Consider the following 20349-nt stretch of genomic DNA (forward strand, 5'->3'; position numbering starts at 1 on the left):
GTTGGTGAACTTTACCAAACAAGAGTGTCCGAAAAAATCAGAGTACCTCAGTCGGCCTGACCGACTCATTGCACACGGCTGCAAGACAGGTCGGTAATGCATCCGCCAATGACCAGTCACGGGCAGGGCGCATTTTTTTTATCGCGTAAAAGCTGAGCGGGTTGCGCCGGAAGAGTTCTCGCGCCTGTTCCGGTTGACAAGCAATCCAGTTGAATATCAACTCCTCGCTTGTACGCGGCATCGTTTCAGGCGCTTGCAATCGTATCGCCAAGTGCTCACGTGCGGCACGATTTTCCACATGGCCGCGGGCCTGACGCACCATACGCTTCAACTGGCTCATCACATTACGGAACGTCAATGCTTCAATGCCTGGCACATCCCAGGTCGCATCTGCTACCACTGCAATGCGTTTCGGGTCCCAGCCTCGTTCCGGGTGGAGGTCGAACGACAGTACCGAACCGATCAATGAATCGGTTCGATACAGGCCCAAAGGCAGGCGAAAGCCAATGGTCTTCAGGCGCGCCATGGCGGTGGAACCGATGGCGTGCATATTGCCGTGAAACCCCCCGCCATGAAGCATTTGCTCGCGCAGCTGTTGTGCAGACCGTCCACTGGTCGGAACGCCTGTCGCGGCGAGGATGCCTGGGCGCTGCAAGGCAATATCGAGATTGACAAAGGCGTCGGGCCGCGCTTGCGCATAGGCATCCAGGAAAAATGCTGTGGTGCCTGGCGTCCAGATTCGATGGACATATTCATTCCATGCATGCGCCTTGTCACCCTGCGCAATCGACCAGATACGGATGTCGCAGTCAGAGGTTGCCCACTCATTGACCTGTTCCGCCGCATCACGTGCCAAGGCTGCATTGCCGTTGATCAACACATCGATGCATGCAGGGTGATTGGCGCACGCTGCCCTCGCCGCTTGAATACAGGATCCAAGTGTCGCGAGATTTTCACGCGATGCGATGATCGCGACAGACCAGACAGGAGGAGGAATTGACATGAGCACGCTTGTGGTTGTGAGAATTGCAATCAATGTATACTAGGCATAGTGACATCATATAGTGTGAGCTACTGCTTCGCACGATTGATTTCTACAAGAAAATTGTCTAACAGAAAATGCTAGTATCACGGCAGCACTATAGTCAGGCCTGTGATGTGTCGAAACCTGCTGTTATCGCACAGGAACTTAGCCCATTGCGCTCGCCACGCATGCGTCAACAGGACGTCGCAAAAGATGGCAAAATAGTAATATTGTTGACTAACTGTTGTTAGCCTTCTACAAAGCTGCTCGTCTTTTGTTGAGGCTGACTAAGTTTCCATGATAAGCTATCTTAGTATAATTGCAAAATTTGATACTCTAGGGAATTTACGTGTGAGCTCACATGACTTCGTTGCCGCGGCAGGTCGATGATGGGTTGCCGTTTTGCCTTTCGTTTGCACCACGACCACGCGCGTAATGCACACCCAGCCATTGGCGAGGTTTTGCGCGCCTGTCAGTCGGCCAGCGCGTCGAGGCCGGACTGGCACAAGCGCTGGCCGTACCTCCACGATCTGAATCGTAAAGCGCAGCAACGTGTACACCCCAAAAAGTAAGAAGAAGCCCGGAGGCTGATCGTGTTTAGAATCTCCAATCACTACGTATCGAAGATCGTATTCGTATTACTGTTCGTCGAAGTACTAGTACTGTTGGGCGCCGCTTACGTCGGCGTGGCGCTGCGCATGATGGAATACGGGGACGCAACGCTCAATTTCGATCACCTGTTTACGTCCGCGTTCGCCTTCGCCGCGGCGATCATTTTCAGCATGAGTGCAATGGGCATGTACCAGCTCGACTTTGACGAGGGCCTGCGTCATCCGTTTTTCATGAAGCTGATGCCCTCGTTCCTGATGGGCTTCGGGATTCTTGCACTGGTGTTCTATATGGCGCCGGAACTGTATCTTGGCCGTGGCACGATGCTGGTCGTGTTTGGGTTGGCCGGTTGCGGGATCTTTATCGCCCGAATGGTGTTCTTCAAGACATCGGAAGCCAAGCTGCTGCAATCGCGGATCATGTTCCTGGGCGGCGGACCGCTGGCGAAAGAATGCAGCGAATTGGCCACTCGTCAGTCGCGCTATCATAAATACAAGATTGCTGGCTTCATTCCGAATGCGAGCGAAGAGCTGTGTGTTCCGTCGACTAATTTGTTGACAGTGCGTGACGGCGATTCCCTGGTCAGTCTCGCACGCAAGCATCATGTGAGCGAGATCGTGGTATCCGTCCAGAATCGTCGCGGGGGCTTCCCGATCAAGGAACTGCTGGACTGCAAGCTGCAGGGCATCAAGGTCACCGATGCCGCCACCTTCTTCGAACGCGAGACCTGCCAGATCCGGGTCGATTCCCTGCAGCCTTCCTGGCTGGTGTTCGGCGGCGGTTTCGACCAGAGCTTTGTACGCACCTTCATGAAGCGCAGCTTCGACCTCATGTGCAGTATCCTGATCCTCCTGCTGACCTTCCCGCTGATGCTGGCAGCGGCGATCGCCGTGTGGCTGGAAGACCGCGGGCCGGTCTTCTATTCGCAGGAGCGCGTGGGTAAGGATGGCAAGACCTTCTATGTGCATAAATTCCGTTCGATGCGCGCCGATGCCGAGAAAAACGGCAAGCCGCAATGGGCCGCGCAGAACGATCCACGCGTCACCCGTGTCGGTAATTTCATGCGCAAGACCCGGATCGATGAATTGCCGCAGATTCTCAATGTATTCAAGGGAGAGATGTCCTTCGTCGGCCCACGCCCCGAGCGGCCGTATTTCGTCGAACAGCTGATCGAAGTAGTGCCGTACTACAATGTGCGCCACAGCGTCAAACCAGGCATCACGGGTTGGGCCCAGGTGCGCTACGGCTACGGTTCCTCGGCTGAAGACGCCCTGCAAAAACTCCAGTACGATCTCTACTACGTCAAGAACAACAGCCTGTTCCTTGACATCCTGATCTTGATAAACACGCTCAAGGTCGTCCTGTTCCGCAGCGGCCGTTGATGCCACTCCTGCTGGCGGCGTCGCCGCCGGCACAACTACCCGTTCCCATGGACGTCGCCACGTTGAGCAGTATCGTCATCTATAGCCATGCATTGGCGGCAACATGCTTCGCGGTCCTGTGCATCCCGTTGCTGCGCAGCCGCGATGGGATGCCGCGCACGATGCTGGGCGTGGCCGCCCTGATTACCGTGCTGTGGGGTTCGGCGTCGGCGCTGGAGGCCAGCAACGGCTACTTGTGGTCGAGCCTGACCGACGGCTTCGAGATCCTGCGCAGCGCCGGATGGTCGCTGTTCATGCTGGCGCTGCTGGGCAACTGGTTCGCGCCGGGGAGCCGCCTGCCGTTCGGTTTGCGCCCGGGCCTGGCGCTGGCCGTACTGGCCTACCTGCTGTGCCTCGTGGCGAACGTCACCGGCTACTGGAGCCTGGGTTTGCTGCGCGAACAGAGCCTGGTGCCGGTGGTGGCACGGGTCGGCATGGCGATCTGGGGCATGTTGCTGGTCGAGCAGGTGTACCGCAGCCGTTCACTCCAGCAGCGCTGGGCCATCAAGTTTGCTTGCCTCGGCGTCGGCAGTATCTTCGCGTATGACTTCTACCTGTACAGCCACGCCATGCTGTTCCGTGAAGTCAATCCGAATATCTGGGCTGCCCGGGGCCTAGTCAATTCGCTGATCGTGCCGCTGCTGGCGATTTCGCTAGGGCGCAGCCGGTCATGGACCTCGCCGCTGGCCTTGTCGCGTCGGGCGGTATTCCATTCCGCCGCGCTGTTCGGCTCGGCCGTGTACCTGCTGGCGATGGGTTTCGCCGGCTATTACCTGCGTCTGGTCGGTGGCGACTGGGGCATGGTCATGCAGGTGACCTTCCTGTTCGGCACCGTGATCCTGCTGGGCAGCATCCTGTTCTCGGGCACCTTCCGGGCCTGGCTCAAAGTATTCATCAGCAAGCATTTTTATCGGTATAACTACGACTACCGCGAAGAGTGGATGCGTTTCACCCGCACTCTTTCGAAGCCCGGGCCGGACCTCGGCCAGCGCGTAATCGAGGCGCTGGCGACGCTGGTCGAAAGCCCGGGCGGGGTACTATGGCAGCGGCGCGAAGCGGGCGGCTTCGAACCGCATGCGCACTGGCAGATGCCGGTACTGGGCGCCACCGAATCGGCCGATTCGCCGTTCGCCTCGTTCCTGGAGTCGAGCCAGTGGGTGGTCGACCTGAACGAGTACGAGAGCAGCCCCGAAAAATACGATGCGATGACGTTGCCGACCTGGCTGCAGTATTATCCGCGTGCCTGGCTGGTGGTACCCTTGATCATGCACGGTCGCCTGTGCGGCTTCGTGGTGTTGCAGGAGGCGCGCAGTCCGATCAAGCTGAACTGGGAAATTATCGACCTGCTCGGCGTGGCCGGCAGCCAGGCCGCGGCCCACCTGGCGCAGCAGGAAGCCTCCGAAGCGCTGCTGGTGGCGCGCCAGTTCGAGTCGTTCAACCGCATGTCGACCTTCGTGGTGCACGATCTCAAGAACCTGGTGGCCCAGCTGTCGCTGATGAATGCGAACGCCGCGCGCCACAAGGACAATCCCGAATTCCAGGCCGATATGCTGGAAACGATCGATTTCTCGGTGCAGAAGATGAAGCTGCTGCTCCAAAAGCTCAGCCGCACGACGAATGCCCAGGAACGACCGGTGGCGCTGGTCGTCGACGAGGTGGTGCGCCAGGCGCTGGCGCTGAAAGGCGCGTTCGAACCTCACCCGCGCCTGCGGCTGGAGACGCCGGGCCTGCGCGTGCTGGCCGAGCGCGAACGCCTCGAGCGCGTGGTCGGCCACCTGATCCAGAATGCGATCGAAGCGACACCGAAGAGCGGCCAGGTCGAGGTGCGTGTCGCCGAAACGGCGGCCGGCGCGCTGGTCGAGATTACCGATACCGGCGAGGGCATGAGCGAGGAATTCATCCGCGAGCGCCTGTTCAAGCCCTTCGATTCGACCAAGTCGGCCGGCATGGGGATCGGCGTATTCGAAAGCCGCGAGTATATTCATGAACTGGGTGGTCGGCTCGACGTGAAGAGCGAGCCGGGCAAGGGCACGACCTTCTGCATCGTGCTGCCGCCGTATCGACAAGAAACGCAGTTGGCCCCAAAGGCCGCTTAACACCAGGAATACCGTGACAGCGAACAAACCAAAACTCTTGATCATCGAAGACGACCCGGGCCTGCAGAAGCAATTGCGCTGGAGCCTGGATGCCTATGACGTCGCGGTCGCCGGCGACCGCGAGGCAGCGCTGGCCCAGATTCGCCGCCACGAACCAGCGGTGGTGACGATGGACCTGGGCCTGCCGCCCGATCCGGACGGCTCGACCGAGGGCCTGGCGACCCTGCAGCAGATCCTGGCGCTCGCGCCGGACACGCGCGTGATCGTCCTGACCGGCAACCAGGACCACGGCAATGCGGTCAAGGCGATCGGCATGGGCGCCTATGACTTCCACCACAAGCCGGTCGATTCCGAGGTGTTGAACCTGGTGATCGAGCGCGCCTTCTACCTGCACAACCTGCAGCAGGAAAACCGCCGCATGCAGCAGGCCGGCGCCGACTCGCCACTGGGTGGCGTGATCACGCGCGATCCTGGCATGCTCAAGGTCTGCCGGACCATCGAGAAAGTGTCGCCGACCTCGGCCTCGGTGATGGTGCTGGGTGAGTCCGGCACCGGCAAGGAAGTGCTGGCGCGCGCCATCCACCAGTTGTCGCCGCGCGCCAAGGGGCGCTTCATGGCGATCAACTGCGCCGCGATCCCCGAGAACCTGCTCGAGAGCGAATTGTTCGGCTACGAAAAGGGCGCCTTCACCGGCGCCGCCAAGCAAACCAAGGGCAAGGTCGAACTGGCCCACGGCGGCACCTTCTTCCTCGACGAAGTCGGCGACCTGCCGATGCCGCTGCAGGCCAAGCTGCTGCGCTTCCTGCAAGAGCGCGTGATCGAGCGCATCGGCGGCCACGAGGAGATCCCGGTCGACGTGCGCATCGTCTGTGCGACCCACCAGAAGCTCAAGGAGTTGTGCGCACAGGGGCGCTTCCGTGAAGACTTGTACTATCGCTTGTCCGAAATCGTAGTCACGATTCCGCCGCTGCGCGTGCGCGAAGGCGATGCGGCCCTGCTGGCCCACCACTTCAAGAACAAGTTCTGCGCCCAGGAAGGGCGGGCCGCGCTCAACTTCGCGCCGGAGGCAATCGCCGCCATCGAAGCCTATGGCTGGCCTGGCAACGTGCGCGAAATGGAAAACTACATCAAGCGCGCCGTGATCATGGCCGACGGCAATACCATCATGGCCGACGACCTCGGCCTGCCGGGCGAGGGCGCCGAGGAACAGCCGATCAACCTGCGGCAGGTGCGCGACGAGGCCGAGTACAAGGCGATCGTCAAGGCGCTGGCCCGGGTCGACGGCAATATCGTCAAGGCGTCCGAAGTGCTGGGGGTCAGCCGTCCGACCTTGTACGACCTGATGGCGCGTCACGGCATCAAGGCTTCCTGATGTCTCGCCTGTTGCTGCGCGTGGGCGTGGCGGCAGCGGTGCTCATGCTGCTGGCTGCGGGTGCCGCCGCCTGGCTGCTGCTGCATCTCGGATACATGCCGCGCTCATTGGCGCCCTACATCGAACAACGGAGCAGCGGGCATAACCCCCTGATTACCGGTAGTGGAAGCTGGGTGGGCAGAACGCTGCGCAGCATGGACCGGGGAACAACGCCCGTCGAACTGCCTGCGCTCGCACTTGGCGCCCAGGCGCGCGCGGTCGGCGACGGCGCCGGCGCCATGAAACTCGTGTCCGACGAGGACGGGGCATACCAGGCCTTCGCCGCTGCCCTGGCTGGCGATGTGATCACCTTTGCACCAGGTACCTACCGATTCGACCGGCCGCTGGTGGCCAACCGACCAGGGACTTCCGGCGCCCCGGTGACGGTGCGTGCACCTGTGCCCGGTAGCGTGACCCTGGAATTCGATACCAGCGAAGGCGTGTTGGTCGAAGCGCCATATTGGCGGTTCGAGAACCTGGTGCTGCGCGGCGTATGCCATATCGATGACCATTGCGAGCATGCCTTCCACGTGGTCGGCAAGGGAGTCGGCTTTGCCGCCGTGAACAATACCCTCATCGACTTCAATGCCCACATCAAGGTCAATGGCAACCGCGGCATGTTCCCGGATCGGGGTCTGGTGGAAGGTAATACGCTGAGAAATAGCCGTCCACGCGATACCGCCAATCCGGTCACGCCGATCGACTTGGTCGCCGCGAGCGGCTGGATCTTTCGCGCCAACCTGGTCACGGACTTCATCAAGTCTGGGGGCGACCGCATCAGCTATGGTGCTTTCGCCAAGGGCGCCGGGAAGGGCAATGTCTTCGAGCGCAATATATTCTGGTGCGAGCAGCGCTTGCGCGGCCATCCCGGACAACGGGTCGGCATGTCGCTCGGCGGTGGGGGCACGGGACAGGCGTATTGTCGGGATGGCCGCTGCATCGTCGAACAGCAGGACGGCGTCATCCGCGACAACCTGGTCGCATCGTGTTCCGACGCCGGGATCTACCTGAACAGCGCGGCCGCCAGCGAGATCAGCCACAATACCGTGGTCGATACGGCCGGGATCGACGTGCGTTACCCGACCAGCAGCGCCGACATCGGCGGCAACCTGGTCGAGGGGCCGATCCGCAGCCGCAATGGTGGCGTCGTGCGCCTGACGGATAATCACGCGACGTCGCTGCTGTGGCCCTATATTGGCGCCCACCCGGTGCGCGGCCTGTTCCGCGACTGGGAGAGCGCAGATCTGGGCTGGCGGGCCGAAGCACCGGGCCTGGCCACCGCGACCGCCCGGCCTGACCTGTGCGGTGCGCCGCGCGCCGGACGACCCGCTTATGGCGCGTTCGAGGATTTCGGTCCCTGTCGCGCCATGCCGGATGCGCGTCCAGCCGTCACCGAAGCAGGTATGGCCGCCAACTGAACGGCATCCGGCGCTGCGCCCGCGCACTGCCAACGGATCCGGCGACCAGCCCCCGCTTCACCATGCGCGCGTCCAGTCGGCAGTCCATGCGGCGACCTGGTCGCGCCAGGCGCGGCGCGAAAACGTATGGTCGGCCTCGTCGAGCCTGTGCCGCGTGAAGCGTGGACTTGCCAGCAGGACAGGCCAGGGGCCGGTTGCGGCCAGGTCCTCGAATTCGCAGGCAGTCAGGTCGGCGCCTGCCAGCAGTAACAGGACCGGACCGTCGAAGCGCGCAAGGGCGGTATGCAACCGTGCGGGTAATCCGGTCTCGCCGCGTTGTTCGGGTACGGTGCCCAGTGCGCGGCGCGCCAGCGCGAGCAATGAGGCGAGACTGGCCAGGGGGTTGAGCTGCCCGCGCACGATGCGGCGCCAGACATCGGGATCGAGCAGGCGTGCGCCGTAGTAGTGTTTCAGGGTGGCGCGGGCGGCGCCATCCTCGGTGCGAACCCAAGGGTTGAGCAGCACCAGGCCGCGCACGCGCTGGTCGCGCTCGGCATACAGGGCGCTGCCGGTGGCGCCGTCGCACAAACCCCATAGGACGACCTCGCGCACCATGGGCGCGATGCGCAGGAATGCATCGATCGCACTGCGCAGGTCGGCGCCGGTATCGTCGAAGACGCGTGGCGCACCGCCGCTGTCGCCCATGCCGCGCAGGTCGAAGCGCATGACGGCGATGCCGCGCAGCGCCAGTGCGCGTGCTAGCAGGGTGAACTGGCGGTGGCTGCCAGCCCTGTATTGCCGGCCGCCGACAACGACCAGGACACCGCGCGGACCGGCTTCATGTGGCAGCGTGGCCACGCCAATCAGGTGCTCGCCTTCGCACGGGAAGCAGATCGCCCGCTCTTCATAATGCATCGCTTGCCTCCTGCAGGGTGGCCAGGGTGGCCTCGATCAGTGCCGGGCAGTCGGCGCTTTCCTGCATGTTCCAGAATGCCGGCCCGGTCACCTGGCGCAGACGCAGCAGCGTGCCGTTGGCGCGCCAGGCGGCGGCGGTGGCCTGCGTCGCCGGCGCCATCGGGCGCTCGCTCGATGCGGCGAGTTCCAGCCAGTGAACCGGTATGCCTCCCGGCGCCAGGCGCTCGCCATCGAGCGTGTCGATTGCCGCGGCCAGCCGGGGGTGCAGCTCGTAGCCGCCGATCTCGAGCGTCGCGCCGCGCTCCATGTCGGCACGCAGGTCGGCGGTACTGACGCCGCCCGCGCCAGTGAGCATGTCGCTGGCCAGGCGCAGACGCAGCAAGCCGTTGAGATAGGCGCGGCCAGCAAGTACTGGCTGCCATAACACCAGGGCCGCCGGCGCATGGCGCGAGCCCGTGGCCTGGCGCGTGAAATCCAGCGCCAGCGCCGCCCCCAGGCGCATGCCCCACAGCGTCAGCGGCGCCGCACTGCGCTGCGCCAGCCAGGCGCTACCCGCGGCCAGGTCGTCCAGCCAGGTCTCCCAGCGCGCGTCGGCGAAATCGTCGCTGCTGTCGCCGCAACCGTGCAGGTCGAGCTGCAGCACGCCGTAGCCTTGTTGCGCCAGCGCGCGGCTTTGCAGCGCGGCCATGCGGCGCGCGCGGTTCATTTCTTCGGCAAAGGGATGCACGTACAGCACCGTGCCGCGTTCGATTGTCGCGGGCGGATGGTAAAGGCAGAACCGGACGCTCGTGCCGACTTCCAGGAAGAACGCTTCGGGCGCAGCCTGGGGCAATATCATGCGTCGTGTTTTTCTTGGACGAATGCAGCCAGGCTGTCCAGGGTCGCGAACGTGCTGGCGCTGATCTCGTCATCGTCGATCGCGATGCCGAAATGCTCTTCGAGTGCGCCGATCAGGCTGACGACGCCCATCGAATCGAGTTCGGGCAGGCTGCCCAGCAGCGGCGAGTCGGGCGTCAGTGCGGCGCCGGCGCCGGTCAGTCCCAGGGTGTCGACGACGATGGTCTTGACTTGGTTCAGGTACATGGTTGTTCTTTCGATGGAGTGCATGCCGGCCGCGCCTGCAGCCGGCCATGCCAGTTGCGCAGGACTGGCCAGCGGTAGGTATTAAGATGGTAGAGCGTCCGGACCTCATCCGTCCAGCGCAGGTGCCAGTCCATCACCTTGCCATAGAATTCGATACGCCGCAGGCGGCGCTCGCCGAAGAGCTGGCGGCAGGCCTGCTCGCGCATCAGGAGCGCTGGCGACAGCGACTGCGCTACCGTTTCATCGTACGTGGTCTTGAGCACCACGATGCTGTCCGCACCCTCGACGCACAAGTCGACGGCCACCGGACGTTCGTTGAAGCGATAGCGGTATACAACGCCGGCGCCGCGCTGGCAGAATGCCTCGAGCAGGGCGCGGTAGAAGCGGCCCTGGGCATCCGCGGCGCCCACGGCGGTGCCCCTGTCGGCTTTCCATCCCGCGCTTTCGAGCCGTGCATAGTCAGCCACCGCGCCGGCCATGTCCAGTCGATCACGCAGCACGTCGAGGGTGACGCCGACGCCGTCGCGCTCAAGGCGTGCACGCTGTTTCTTCAGGTTGGAACGCAGGTTCTTGCCGCGCTCCTGCCAGTACTCCTCGAATGGCCGCTCGATGCTGATGCGCGCCGTGTCGATGTAGTCCAGTGTGCGGATATGCGGGCCGTCGGCCGGACGCGCCTGCAGTTCGGGGTCGCATTGCGTCAGGCCGAGCACCAGTCCGAGGCCAGGCAGGCGCGCCAGCAGCGCACGCGCCAGCGCCGCGGTATCGGCGTCCGGGCGCTGCAGCCACAGGCCGATCGGCGCCTGGGCCGGCTGGAAGGTTTGCCAGCGGCCGGCGCCAGACGGCGCCAGCAGCGCCATTGCATCCGGCCGATCGGGCATGCCATGCAGCGCCAGCAACTCGCGGCCGGTGGCGAAATGGTCCAGCAGCGCGCCGGCGAACTCCGATGCCAGCAGGGGCGACGCGCTTCCTTGCGCATGCAGGATCTGCCAACGGTCGGCGAATTCGGGAAAACGGCGTGCGGGTATGATCGTCCAGTTCATGGCGTCACCGCGCGCACAATGCGTGGCGAAGCCGGGCGCCGATCCAGTCCAGCTCGTCCGGTCGCAGTTCCTGGTGGCAGGGCAGGGCCAGGACCGAATGCGCCAGCATGTCGCTCGCCACACAGAGGCCGGCTTCCATCGCGGGCCAGCGTTGCCACGCAAAGCGTACCAGCGGCACGCCGGCCTCCTGCAGCCGCGTGAACAGCGTCTCGGGGTCGTCGCACAGCAGTGGGAACTGCCATGGATAGACGCCGTCCGGCAGGGCTGGATAGAGTGGACGGCAGCCCGGCAGGCCGCGCACCATCTCTTCGAGCGCCAGGTAATGACGACGACGGCGCGCTCCGATGGCTGCGCGCGGCAGCGTGCGTACCAGGAGGCGCGAAAACCAGGCCGAGCGCTTGTCGAGCCAGCGCGGTTCGAAATCGAAGCCGCTGTCGGACGATGCCGGCGCCAGCGCCAGCGCCTGCGCCTGCGGGGCGGCGTTGCGACGGCGCTTGAGCATGCCCCAGGCCAGATCGCGCAGCCGTAACGCGGGACGCAGGACGCGGCCCAGCAGCGGCAGGCGTCCATGGCGGAAGCTGGTTTCCAGCGTCGCCAGCAGGGATTTGGCCTCGAAGCCAAGCCCGGCGCACTGCAGCGCGACGGCATCGAGCCGGTGATGCGCGGAGACCAGGCAGCCGCCTTCGTAGATCGGGAAAAATTTCATGCTGCTGGCAATCGCATAATCACCCCAGGCGCCCAGCGGCCTTCCGCCGTATTCGCCGAAAAAAGCGTGTGCGCAATCCTCGAGCAGGAAGATACCGCGCGCGTCGCACCACGCGCGCAGCGCCTCCATTGCTTGCGGAAAGCCAAAGTAATGGGTCACTACCAGCACCCGCGTAGCGGGGGTGGCGCGGCGCGTGATATCGTCCAGGTCGACCGAGGTGTCGGCGCGCAGGCGGTAGAACAGCGGTACGGCCTGGCGCCATAGTACCGGTGGCACCATCGATGGACTGTGATAGGCCGGCAGCAGCACTTCATCCCCGGCCCCGACGCCCATGCGCTCGAGCGCCAGCGCGATCGCGACGCGTCCGCTGCTCACCAGGCGGGCCTGCCCGGCGTCGAGGACCGATGGCGGGCGGGGCCCGTTCCCGGCACGCAGCGAATCGCGCGACAGCACGGGAGCAAGTGGCGGGCGCGAGCTGGGTAGGTTCATGGCGGTGATATTCATTTAGGCAAGATAGTATAACGGCCCCGGCCCGCATGGCTGTTTCCAATATGGCTGGGATGTTAAGATGGCGCGCTTCTGTTTCGGCACTGTGCCTCCTGGGGTTTTCGAATGAGCGACTTGGTACACGATCTGGTATTCACAGCGGCCCGCCGTGCGCCTGCCGACGAGGCACTGGTGCATGGCGAGCGCCGCCTCGATTATGCACAGCTCGCGCGCGCGGTGCACGACGCGGCCGCAGTGTTTCTGGCGGCAGGGATCGGACCGCGCGAACGGGTTGCGGTTTATCTGGAAAAGCGGATCGAGAACGTGGCGGCGCTGTTCGGCGCTGCCGCCGCCGGCGCGGTGTTTGTACCGGTCAATCCCCTGCTCAAGCCGGCCCAGGTCGCGCACATCCTCGCCGATTGCGGCGCGCGGATTCTGGTCACGTCCGCCGAACGGCTGAACCAGCTGAGCGATACGCTGGCCGGGTGTCCTCGACTGCACACGGTGCTTGTGGTCGGCGCCCAGGGCGACGCCGCCCAAGGAGGCTGGCGACTGATGTCCTGGGACCAGCCAACCGCATCGCCGCTCGAGCCAATGACGGGGCATGCGGCGATCGACGCCGACATGGCGGCGATCCTGTACACCTCGGGCAGTACCGGCAAACCCAAAGGGGTGGTGCTGTCGCACCGGAATATCGTGGCTGGCGCGCGCAGCGTCGCTTCCTATCTCGGCAACCATGCCGGCGATCGTATCCTGGCCCTGCTTCCGCTCAGCTTCGACTATGGCCTGAGCCAGCTGACCACCGCCTTCCATACTGGCGCCACGGTGGTGCTGATCAATCATCTGTTTGCGCGTGATGTCGTGCGTGCGGTCCAGGCCGAACGCATCACGGGCCTGGCGGCCGTGCCGCCGCTGTGGATCCAGTTGTCCGGCCTCGCGTGGCCCGACGACTGCAGCCTGCGCTACCTGACCAATTCGGGCGGCGCCATGCCGGGACCGACCGTGGCTGCGCTGCGCGCCGCATTGCCGCGGGCCGAACTATTCCTCATGTACGGCCTGACCGAGGCATTTCGATCGACCTACCTGCCGCCAGCCGAGCTGGCGCGCCGGCCGGACTCGATCGGACGCGCGATTCCGAACGCCGAGGTGCTGGTGGTGCGCCCCGACGGCAGCGTGTGCGCGGCCGACGAGCCGGGCGAGCTGGTTCACCGCGGCGCCCTGGTGGCGCTCGGCTACTGGAACGACCCTGGCAAGACCGCCGAGCGTTTTCGCCCGGCGCCGGGACAGGACCCGGCGCTGCCGCTGCCCGAAATGGCGGTCTGGTCGGGCGATACGGTACGCCGCGATGCCGACGGCTACCTGTACTTCATCGGCCGCAGCGATGACATGATCAAGGTCTCGGGCTACCGTGTCAGTCCGAGCGAAGTGGAGGAAGCCCTGCACCAGAGCGGACTGGTACAAGAGGCGGTGGCATTCGGGCTGCCGCATTCCGAGCTGGGCCAGGCGGTGGCGGTCCTGGCGGTAGCGGCCATGCCGGAGCTGGATGCGGATAGCCTGCGCCGCGAATGTCAGCGCCGTCTGCCCTCCTGGATGGTGCCGGCCTGGATCGAGCTGTTGCCGGGCCCCTTGCCGCGCAACCCGAACGGAAAATTCGACCGGCCGGCGCTGCGCGCGGCGTTCGGCACCCTGTTAGAAAGCAAAAATCCATGACGAATCCGACACCATCGCATGCCGCCACGGCCGGCTTCCCGGTCGTCGACGGCTGCCTGCAGGTGGGCGGCATTGCGCTGCCGCGGCTTGCGCAGCGGGTCGGCGCCACGCCTTTCTATGCCTACGATCGCGCCCTCGTGGACGACCGGGTGCGCTATCTGCGGCACCATCTGCCGGCCGATATCAGGCTGCATTATTCGGTCAAGGCCAATCCGATGCCGGCCCTGGTCGGCCACCTGACGCCCCTGGTCGATGGTCTCGACGTGGCCTCGGCCGGCGAGATGAAGGTGGCGCTCGACGCCGGCATGGCGCCGTCGCGGGTGAGTTTCGCCGGCCCGGGCAAGAGTGAAGCGGAACTGATGCAGGCGGTTGCCGCCGACATTAATCTCATGGTCGAATCCGAGCGCGAGTTGGCGCTTGCGATCGACGCGGGCAAGCGACTCGGCATCCTGCCGCGCGTCGTGCTGCGCGTGAATCCCGACTTCGAGCTCAAGTCGTCGGGCATGCGCATGGGTGGCGGCGCCAAGCCGTTCGGCATCGACGCCGAAGCATTGCCGGGCCTGCTGGCGCGCATGGACCTGGGCCAGGTCGATTTCCAGGGGTTCCACATCTTCAGCGGTTCGCAGAGCCTGCGGCCGGAAGCCATCATGGAGGCGGCCAGCAACGCCTGCGCGCTGGCGCTGCGCCTGGCGGAGCATGCGCCATGTCCGCCGCGCCAGATCAATCTTGGCAGTGGCTTGGGCATTCCTTATTTTCCCGGCGAACAAAGGCTGGACCTGGCGCCGATCGGCGCCCACCTGGGCGGCTGCCTGCAGCAACTGCGCGCCGCCTTGCCCGAGGTGCGCATGGCGATCGAACTGGGCCGCTATCTGGTCGGCGAGGCCGGCATTTATGTCGCAAGGGTGGTCGACCGTAAGGTATCTCGCGGCCAAGTATTCCTGGTCACCGACGGCGGCCTTCACCACCATCTGGCGGCCTCCGGCAACTTTGGCCAGGTGATCCGCAAGAACTATCCGGTCGCAATCGGTAACCGCATGGATGCGGCGCCGGGCGCGCCGGTTTCGGTGGTTGGGCCGCTTTGTACGCCGCTTGATCTGCTGGCCGAGCGCATGGCGTTGCCGGATGCCGAGGTCGGCGACCTGGTGGTCGTGTTCCAGTCGGGCGCTTACGGCCTGAGCGCCAGCCCAACCGCATTTCTGGGACACCCCGCGCCGCGCGAAGTATTGGTATGAATGGCCGGTCTCGGGTCGCCATGCAGGCCTGAGTCAGCTGCCAAAAAACGCGCTGCCCGCGATGGCGGGCTCGAACGCCGGTTGAGCAGCTGGTGCGCATTGCCATTGGACTCACCCACCGCGAGCGCTGACCGCCCCGTTTTTATCGCTGGACCACCTGCTCAAGCGCGCCGCGCCCGGTCGCGCGTCGCCTGCAATACCGCACTGATGGCCTCGACGTGGTACTGGATCGAGAACCTGCTCGCCTTGCGTGCGGCATTGGCGCCGAGCCGGGCCGCATATGCCGGTTCGGACAGCAAGAGGTTGACTGCCTGGGCAAGCACTGCTGGATCACGAGGAGCGATCAGCAACCCATCGACCTCATGCTCGATGACATCAAGCGGCCCGCCTTCGTTGGATGCGATCGTCGGTCTTCCCATAGCCATTCCTTCAAGGAAAGTGCGGCCGAAGGGTTCCGGCTTGGTCGACGCATGCAGGACGACCGAACTGAGCGAAAGTATGTCGGGAATATCCTGACGTGCTCCAAGCAGTTGCACATGGCCGCGTAATGCCGGCGTCGCGACCCGGCGCGTGATTTCTTGCGCGAATATGTCGTCCTTGCCATATGCGGAACCCACCAGCAGAAAGCGGGTGGTGGGGAAGCGCGCCAGGATGGCGGGAACGGCGTCCAGCAGCACGTCCTGGCCTTTCCAGTCGATCAATCCGCCTACCAGGGTAACGACCGGCGTTTCCTGGTTCAGGCCGAGCTCGGCGCGCAGCAACTCGCTTGGCGGACGGGGACGAAACAAGTCGAGTTCCAGCCCTTCCGGCACGACAGTGCATTTGTGGGCGGGCAGGCCGAGTTCCAGCAACTCCGCCTTTACCGCCTGCGAGACGGCGATGCAATGGTCCAGCTGGCCCAGTACCCAGCGATTGCCGCGGGTATCGGCATTGAAACCGCGCGCGTGCAGCACCATCGGCAAGCCTGCCATCCGGGCGCCAAGCGCACCAGCAAAATTGCAAGTGCAATCGTTGTTCAGATAAACCAGATCGATGTGTTGCGCCTTGAAGGCCCGGTAGTGACGCAAGGCGTAAGGCAGCAGGTTGAATGCATTTTCCAGGTGCGATGACAGTCGTGCCCTGTGCGGCCCCAACCAGGACCGGTCGAACCATGCGACCGGACGCAGGTGGCGCCAGTTGCCCAGACCGGACAGCTTCTGGTAAGGCTCTGTACCCAGACTCGTGTAGAGGTAGGGGCGCACGCTGGCAGGACGATGCGCCAGGAATGCGGCAAGCGAGATCACTGCGCCGCCATAGCCGGCGCCATTCTCGCAAAACCCCACATTCATTGTTTCTTCCATCATAGTGTATGACCCCATCCTTGTATTCTGGCAAACACCCAGTTGCGCGCTTGATACAGATGCGCTTTTACAGGATGGTTGGTGCAGGTAATGCCAATGAACCAGCCGACCAGTGCACTTGCGCCACCGACGACAAGCTCCAGCCAGGCGCGCTCGCCGGTCATGAAAGTGAACATCACGAGGGCCGGGCCTACGGCACTGAACAAGGTGACGATGGCGCTCTTGGTGGTCGCGCGCAGCACCCCGCCCAGTTCAATGCCGGTGGCGGTGTACAGGCGTCGCGAGGTGATGGCCACGGTGTAGCACTCGACCAGCACCAGCGCGATGGCGATGGGAATGATGCCGAATGGTCCGGCGAGCAAGATCGCCCCCAGGCGCACCGGCTGGGTCAATACCTGGCTTGCCGTCGCCTGGCCGACCTTGCCATGAGCGATCATGACATCGCCGGCGAATGTCGTCAGGTTAACCAGGGCGCCGGCAATGCACAGCACTTGCACCACCGGCACCGAGGCATCCCACTGGGTGCCGTACAGCACCCGCACCGTAGGCAGGGTCAGGAAGCCCAGCACGGTAAAGAATGGCCAGGCAAACACGGTCAAGTGCTCGACGGCCGAACGGTATGCCAGGATGGTGTCGCCCCGATCGCGTCGCAGCTGAGAAAAATAGGGAAGGATCAGCGGCACGATGGCGCCGTTGACCAGGGTACGGAACATCTGGATCATGCCGTTGGCGCGGCTGAAGTAGCCGGATGCGGCCAGGTTGATGGTCTTGGCGATGATCACGTCCGGGCCGTTGCTGCCGAGGACGCTGGCGAGGCTGCCCAGGCTGTTGACGCTGCCGAATGACAGGATTTCCCGCATATTCCTGAAGCTCGGCCTATAGGGTGTACCGCGCGTGCGCAGGAGGACGGCCGCGATGCCGTACGACAGGATGCCGGCGAAATTTGCCCAGGCCAGGCTGAGCGCACCGAATCCATGGGTCGCCAGGGTCACCGCCGTGATCACGTGGAAGATCGAACTCGTGACCTGCACGATCATGATCTTCTTGAACTCCATATTGCGTCGGAAAATCGACGTCAACAGGCCACCGAGCGGTGTGAGGGCGAAGCTGATCGCCATCACTTCGAGGATGGCGGCCACCCGCGGTTCATCGTAAAAGCGTGCTACCAGCGGAGCGGACAGGTACAGCAGCAGGGCGATCGACCCGGCCAGGATGATGGCCACGCCATAGGCGGAGCGAATCCGGTCGGGCGTCAGTTCCTCGACCGCGATCAGGTATTTGCCGACGCCAAAGTCGCGGAATACATGGAGCAGCGCCATCAGGAAAGCGGCCACCGAATAAATGCCGATTTCCTCGGGCGTGATGAGCCTGGCCAGGAACATGACACCGATGAACTGGATGGCCATTTCCGTGTATTGCGCCGCGAACGACAGACCAAGTGATTTCTTAATCTGGCTCACACGGACCTCCCACTCAACCAGTATAAAAGTCGACTGGCGAACTTGAGCGGGTGTGCATCCCATGGTCGGCTGCGCGGCAGTGTATAACGCTCGCTGTGACGGGAGACCGGTCCGGGGGCGGTGGTGAATGCGGCATGGTACCCGGCCTCGCGCACCATGCGGGCATGCCGCTCGTCGAAATCAATGCCTGGCTTGCCATTGGGATATGCAAACAGGCGCAGCGGTTTTCCCAGCATGGCTTCCAGCTGCTGCTTGTTATTAACGATCTCCTCACGTGCGGTGTCGTCGTCGATGCAAGTCAGGATGGGATGGGTGACCGTGTGTCCACCGATCTCGATACCGCCATCGTCCAGTGCCAGCAGCATCTCGCGGGTCAGCATCAACTCTTGCTCCAGTGGGCAGCCCACCAGGGTTTCGAGTCTGTGGTTGAGTCGAGCCCGCTCCGCGGGTGATAGATATTTGGCGCGTTCGGTGAGTGTGCGCGCCGTGTCGTGCCGATCAGCCTGCGTGCCCAGTGAATAGTTGTCGAACCCCAGCTCGCGCAGGTCGAGCCGACCGGCCGGAAGCCGGCGCGTCGCTTCCAGGATCACGTCGTTCCACATGCTGCCCTTCCCGATATGTCCGGTCGTGACGAAGACCGTGGCCGGCAACCGAAACTCGCGCAGCACCGGCAGGGCGAGATCATGGGTCGAGCGGTAGCCATCGTCGAAGGTGACGGCGACCGCGCGGGGAGGCATGTCGCGCGTGCCCAGCATCTCGATCGCATCATGCAAGGGCAATACATTGAAGCTCCGGGCCAACAAGGTCATATGCCATCGGAAGGTTTCAATGGTCGGCTCGGAGTCGAGCAGCGGGTCTGGCTGTGTCAGGACGCGATGGTAGTTGAGGATGCAGAGTCGCCTTGCTCCTGCTTCGCGCGAGGCGATGGCGTTGCCTGCGTGACGGATCAGGCCGCCCGCGAGACTGATGCTGGTTCTGACTTTTGTCATGGTTCGAGGTGGTGGCTTGGACTGACCGCGTTAGCGAGCGCAACCCACGGTAACTGTCTGGACGGCATCGGGGACGTGCTGAGCACCATGTCGATGCCTTTCGGTGCGCGCCAGCTTCGCCAGCTCGGCGGGCAAAATGCGTTGTTCAATGACGATAGTTAGTCCAAACAGGGTGAAAATCAGGTCGAAATACGCAAAGCTCAGCGCTGCACCGCCGAAAGCGAAGGCAAAGATGCTCAGCTGCATCGCGACTGCCATATTGACGAGCCATGCGGGTCCGCCTGCCCGTTTGGCGGTTCTGGCGGCGCGCGCCGCCTTGCGCCAGGAGGCGAACAGGCAGGCGAGGTAGATGAACAGGCCGACGAAGCCATGGTCGCCCAGCACCTGGAAATACACACTGTGTGCGGCGCGCGCAAAGGTCGTCGGTGGCAGCGAATCGCCGGTATAAAACCATGGATACTCAAAGAAGTGTCGTGACAGCTCGGTCCAGACGGAAAGATTTTCAAGCGTCTTGAAGCCACCGCCGAAGAACGGATTCTGCATCGCCATGATGAAGCTGAGCTTCCATGCAACAACCCGGCCCATGAATGACGCATCTTCGTTAGCCGTCTCGATGGTGTCGATGCGCGCTGACCATTCGGACGAGGCGAAATTGCCCAGGACCACGATCAGGGCCACGATCAGCACGGACAGCAAGACCTTGCGCTCGCTTTTGACGAACAGGTAGGCGCCAAGGGTCAGGAGCGCCAGGAAACCGCCGCGCGACTGGGTGCCGATGACAGCGAAGACGAGTAAACACATGGTGCCGATCAAGCCCAGTTGGATGGCACGCGATTGCTTTCCATACTCACTCAGCAGATAGACGCAGATTGGTAGGGTCATCACGAACGCCAGCGCCAGTTCGTTACGGTCCGCCAGCACATGCCCGGCGATGCCGGAGATCATGTGATTACCACCGCTGGCGATAAACTTCAGTGCTTCCAGATTGCCATAGAAACCGACCGACAGCACGACTCCCCACAACAGTGTGTCAACGTGGAGTTTGTTTTCGACGATGGCGAGAACGAAGAGGAACAGGATGATGATCTTGAGGAGACGATTCCAGTATTCCCAGGCTACTCCCGGAGCGCCGATCGACATCCATGTGCTGAGCGTCGTCCAGAAGAAGAACAGCAGTACCAGCATCCCCAGTCCACTGAGGCGGAATGCGGGTTTGTGCTTGTGGACCAGGTAAGCGACAAGCGTTACCCCTGCGAACAGCAGGTTGTAGCGGATGTGGCTTGCAAGACCGTACACCCAGGCGTTCGGAAAGAACAGGGCGGTCCATGGCAGCATGGCAAGCGCGATGAATGGGCGCTGCAGCATGGCGTACAGCAGCAATGGCAGAATACCGAGCAGGAACAGATCGCGCATATTAGTGACGCTTTTCC

At 63.5% G+C, this 20349-nt stretch carries 16 protein-coding genes; 6 read left to right on the forward strand and 10 right to left on the reverse strand.

Annotation, left to right across the window (positions count from 1 at the left end; all coding sequences use genetic code 11):
- Window positions 1-37: 37 nt before the first annotated feature.
- Complete coding sequence (locus AC56KW_RS12250; protein WP_497171005.1) at window positions 38-1003, reverse strand: hypothetical protein; 966 nt, start codon at window positions 1001-1003, stop codon at window positions 38-40.
- A gap of 614 nt (window positions 1004-1617) precedes the next feature.
- Between AC56KW_RS12250 and AC56KW_RS12255 the strand changes: the two genes are divergently transcribed.
- Genes AC56KW_RS12255 through AC56KW_RS12270 form a run of 4 tightly spaced genes read left to right on the forward strand, consistent with a single transcriptional unit; the run spans window position 1618 to window position 7979 of the window.
- The gene (locus AC56KW_RS12255; protein WP_497171006.1) at window positions 1618-3015 is read left to right on the forward strand and encodes a TIGR03013 family XrtA/PEP-CTERM system glycosyltransferase; all 1398 of its coding nucleotides are present in this window, start codon (window positions 1618-1620) and stop codon (window positions 3013-3015) included.
- Entirely contained in the window at window positions 3015-5150 is a 2136-nt protein-coding gene (gene prsK / locus AC56KW_RS12260) for an XrtA/PEP-CTERM system histidine kinase PrsK (RefSeq protein WP_497171081.1), read from the forward strand. Before AC56KW_RS12255 ends, prsK begins: the two co-directional genes overlap by 1 nt.
- A gap of 13 nt (window positions 5151-5163) precedes the next feature.
- On the forward strand, window positions 5164-6522 hold the full coding sequence (gene prsR / locus AC56KW_RS12265) for a PEP-CTERM-box response regulator transcription factor (RefSeq protein WP_497171007.1): 1359 nt from the start codon (window positions 5164-5166) through the stop codon (window positions 6520-6522).
- On the forward strand, window positions 6522-7979 hold the full coding sequence (locus tag AC56KW_RS12270; protein WP_497171008.1) for a right-handed parallel beta-helix repeat-containing protein: 1458 nt from the start codon (window positions 6522-6524) through the stop codon (window positions 7977-7979). Before prsR ends, AC56KW_RS12270 begins: the two co-directional genes overlap by 1 nt.
- 57 nt (window positions 7980-8036) lie before the next feature.
- Here the strand turns inward: AC56KW_RS12270 and AC56KW_RS12275 are convergent, their stop codons facing one another.
- From AC56KW_RS12275 to AC56KW_RS12295, 5 genes are read right to left on the reverse strand one after another with little or no spacing between them, the layout of a single operon-like run.
- Window positions 8037-8873, reverse strand: coding sequence for a hydrolase 1, exosortase A system-associated (locus AC56KW_RS12275; RefSeq protein WP_497171009.1), 837 nt, complete (start codon window positions 8871-8873; stop codon window positions 8037-8039).
- Window positions 8863-9711 carry a hydrolase 2, exosortase A system-associated gene (locus AC56KW_RS12280; protein ID WP_497171010.1) on the reverse strand — a complete coding sequence of 283 codons (849 nt, stop codon included), beginning with the start codon at window positions 9709-9711 and terminating at the stop codon, window positions 8863-8865. The genes AC56KW_RS12275 and AC56KW_RS12280 overlap by 11 nt, the downstream gene beginning before the upstream one ends.
- Window positions 9708-9956, reverse strand: a complete 249-nt coding sequence (locus tag AC56KW_RS12285) for an acyl carrier protein (protein WP_497171011.1) — start codon at window positions 9954-9956, stop codon at window positions 9708-9710. The genes AC56KW_RS12280 and AC56KW_RS12285 overlap by 4 nt, the downstream gene beginning before the upstream one ends.
- A complete protein-coding gene (locus AC56KW_RS12290) occupies window positions 9947-10996 on the reverse strand; it encodes a GNAT family N-acetyltransferase (protein ID WP_497171012.1) in 1050 nt (349 codons plus the stop codon). Before AC56KW_RS12290 ends, AC56KW_RS12285 begins: the two co-directional genes overlap by 10 nt.
- Window positions 10997-11000: 4 nt before the next feature.
- On the reverse strand, window positions 11001-12191 hold the full coding sequence (locus tag AC56KW_RS12295) for a DegT/DnrJ/EryC1/StrS family aminotransferase (protein ID WP_497171013.1): 1191 nt from the start codon (window positions 12189-12191) through the stop codon (window positions 11001-11003).
- A gap of 123 nt (window positions 12192-12314) precedes the next feature.
- On the opposite strand from AC56KW_RS12295, the gene AC56KW_RS12300 reads away from it, so the two are divergent.
- Window positions 12315-13898 carry an acyl-CoA ligase (AMP-forming), exosortase A system-associated gene (locus AC56KW_RS12300; RefSeq protein ID WP_497171014.1) on the forward strand — a complete coding sequence of 528 codons (1584 nt, stop codon included), beginning with the start codon at window positions 12315-12317 and terminating at the stop codon, window positions 13896-13898.
- Entirely contained in the window at window positions 13895-15130 is a 1236-nt protein-coding gene (locus tag AC56KW_RS12305; RefSeq protein WP_497171015.1) for a pyridoxal-dependent decarboxylase, exosortase A system-associated, read from the forward strand. The genes AC56KW_RS12300 and AC56KW_RS12305 overlap by 4 nt, the downstream gene beginning before the upstream one ends.
- A 161-nt stretch (window positions 15131-15291) precedes the next feature.
- Here the strand turns inward: AC56KW_RS12305 and AC56KW_RS12310 are convergent, their stop codons facing one another.
- Genes AC56KW_RS12310 through AC56KW_RS12325 form a run of 4 tightly spaced genes read right to left on the reverse strand, consistent with a single transcriptional unit; the run spans window position 15292 to window position 20332 of the window.
- A complete protein-coding gene (locus tag AC56KW_RS12310; RefSeq protein ID WP_497171016.1) occupies window positions 15292-16473 on the reverse strand; it encodes a glycosyltransferase family 4 protein in 1182 nt (393 codons plus the stop codon).
- Window positions 16470-17930, reverse strand: a complete 1461-nt coding sequence (locus tag AC56KW_RS12315) for a lipopolysaccharide biosynthesis protein (RefSeq protein WP_497171017.1) — start codon at window positions 17928-17930, stop codon at window positions 16470-16472. Before AC56KW_RS12315 ends, AC56KW_RS12310 begins: the two co-directional genes overlap by 4 nt.
- Window positions 17927-18919 (reverse strand): polysaccharide deacetylase family protein, encoded by a 993-nt coding sequence (locus AC56KW_RS12320; protein WP_497171018.1) that lies wholly within the window; start codon window positions 18917-18919, stop codon window positions 17927-17929. The genes AC56KW_RS12315 and AC56KW_RS12320 overlap by 4 nt, the downstream gene beginning before the upstream one ends.
- 30 nt (window positions 18920-18949) lie before the next feature.
- Window positions 18950-20332 (reverse strand): putative O-glycosylation ligase, exosortase A system-associated, encoded by a 1383-nt coding sequence (locus AC56KW_RS12325; protein ID WP_497171019.1) that lies wholly within the window; start codon window positions 20330-20332, stop codon window positions 18950-18952.
- Window positions 20333-20349: the final 17 nt, after the last annotated feature.

It is taken from the genome of Telluria sp. RT2P19, assembly GCF_059685725.1.

Coding starts and splice junctions, on each gene's coding strand:
- AC56KW_RS12250 (WP_497171005.1), bottom strand. CDS start 1,003: ATGTCAATTCCTCCTCCTGTCTGGTCTGTCGCGATCATCGCATCGCGT.
- prsK (WP_497171081.1), top strand. CDS start 3,015: ATGCCACTCCTGCTGGCGGCGTCGCCGCCGGCACAACTACCCGTTCCC.
- AC56KW_RS12270 (WP_497171008.1), top strand. CDS start 6,522: ATGTCTCGCCTGTTGCTGCGCGTGGGCGTGGCGGCAGCGGTGCTCATG.
- AC56KW_RS12275 (WP_497171009.1), bottom strand. CDS start 8,873: ATGCATTATGAAGAGCGGGCGATCTGCTTCCCGTGCGAAGGCGAGCAC.
- AC56KW_RS12280 (WP_497171010.1), bottom strand. CDS start 9,711: ATGATATTGCCCCAGGCTGCGCCCGAAGCGTTCTTCCTGGAAGTCGGC.
- AC56KW_RS12285 (WP_497171011.1), bottom strand. CDS start 9,956: ATGTACCTGAACCAAGTCAAGACCATCGTCGTCGACACCCTGGGACTG.
- AC56KW_RS12290 (WP_497171012.1), bottom strand. CDS start 10,996: ATGAACTGGACGATCATACCCGCACGCCGTTTTCCCGAATTCGCCGAC.
- AC56KW_RS12295 (WP_497171013.1), bottom strand. CDS start 12,191: ATGAACCTACCCAGCTCGCGCCCGCCACTTGCTCCCGTGCTGTCGCGC.
- AC56KW_RS12300 (WP_497171014.1), top strand. CDS start 12,315: ATGAGCGACTTGGTACACGATCTGGTATTCACAGCGGCCCGCCGTGCG.
- AC56KW_RS12305 (WP_497171015.1), top strand. CDS start 13,895: ATGACGAATCCGACACCATCGCATGCCGCCACGGCCGGCTTCCCGGTC.
- AC56KW_RS12310 (WP_497171016.1), bottom strand. CDS start 16,473: ATGATGGAAGAAACAATGAATGTGGGGTTTTGCGAGAATGGCGCCGGC.
- AC56KW_RS12320 (WP_497171018.1), bottom strand. CDS start 18,919: ATGACAAAAGTCAGAACCAGCATCAGTCTCGCGGGCGGCCTGATCCGT.
- AC56KW_RS12325 (WP_497171019.1), bottom strand. CDS start 20,332: ATGCGCGATCTGTTCCTGCTCGGTATTCTGCCATTGCTGCTGTACGCC.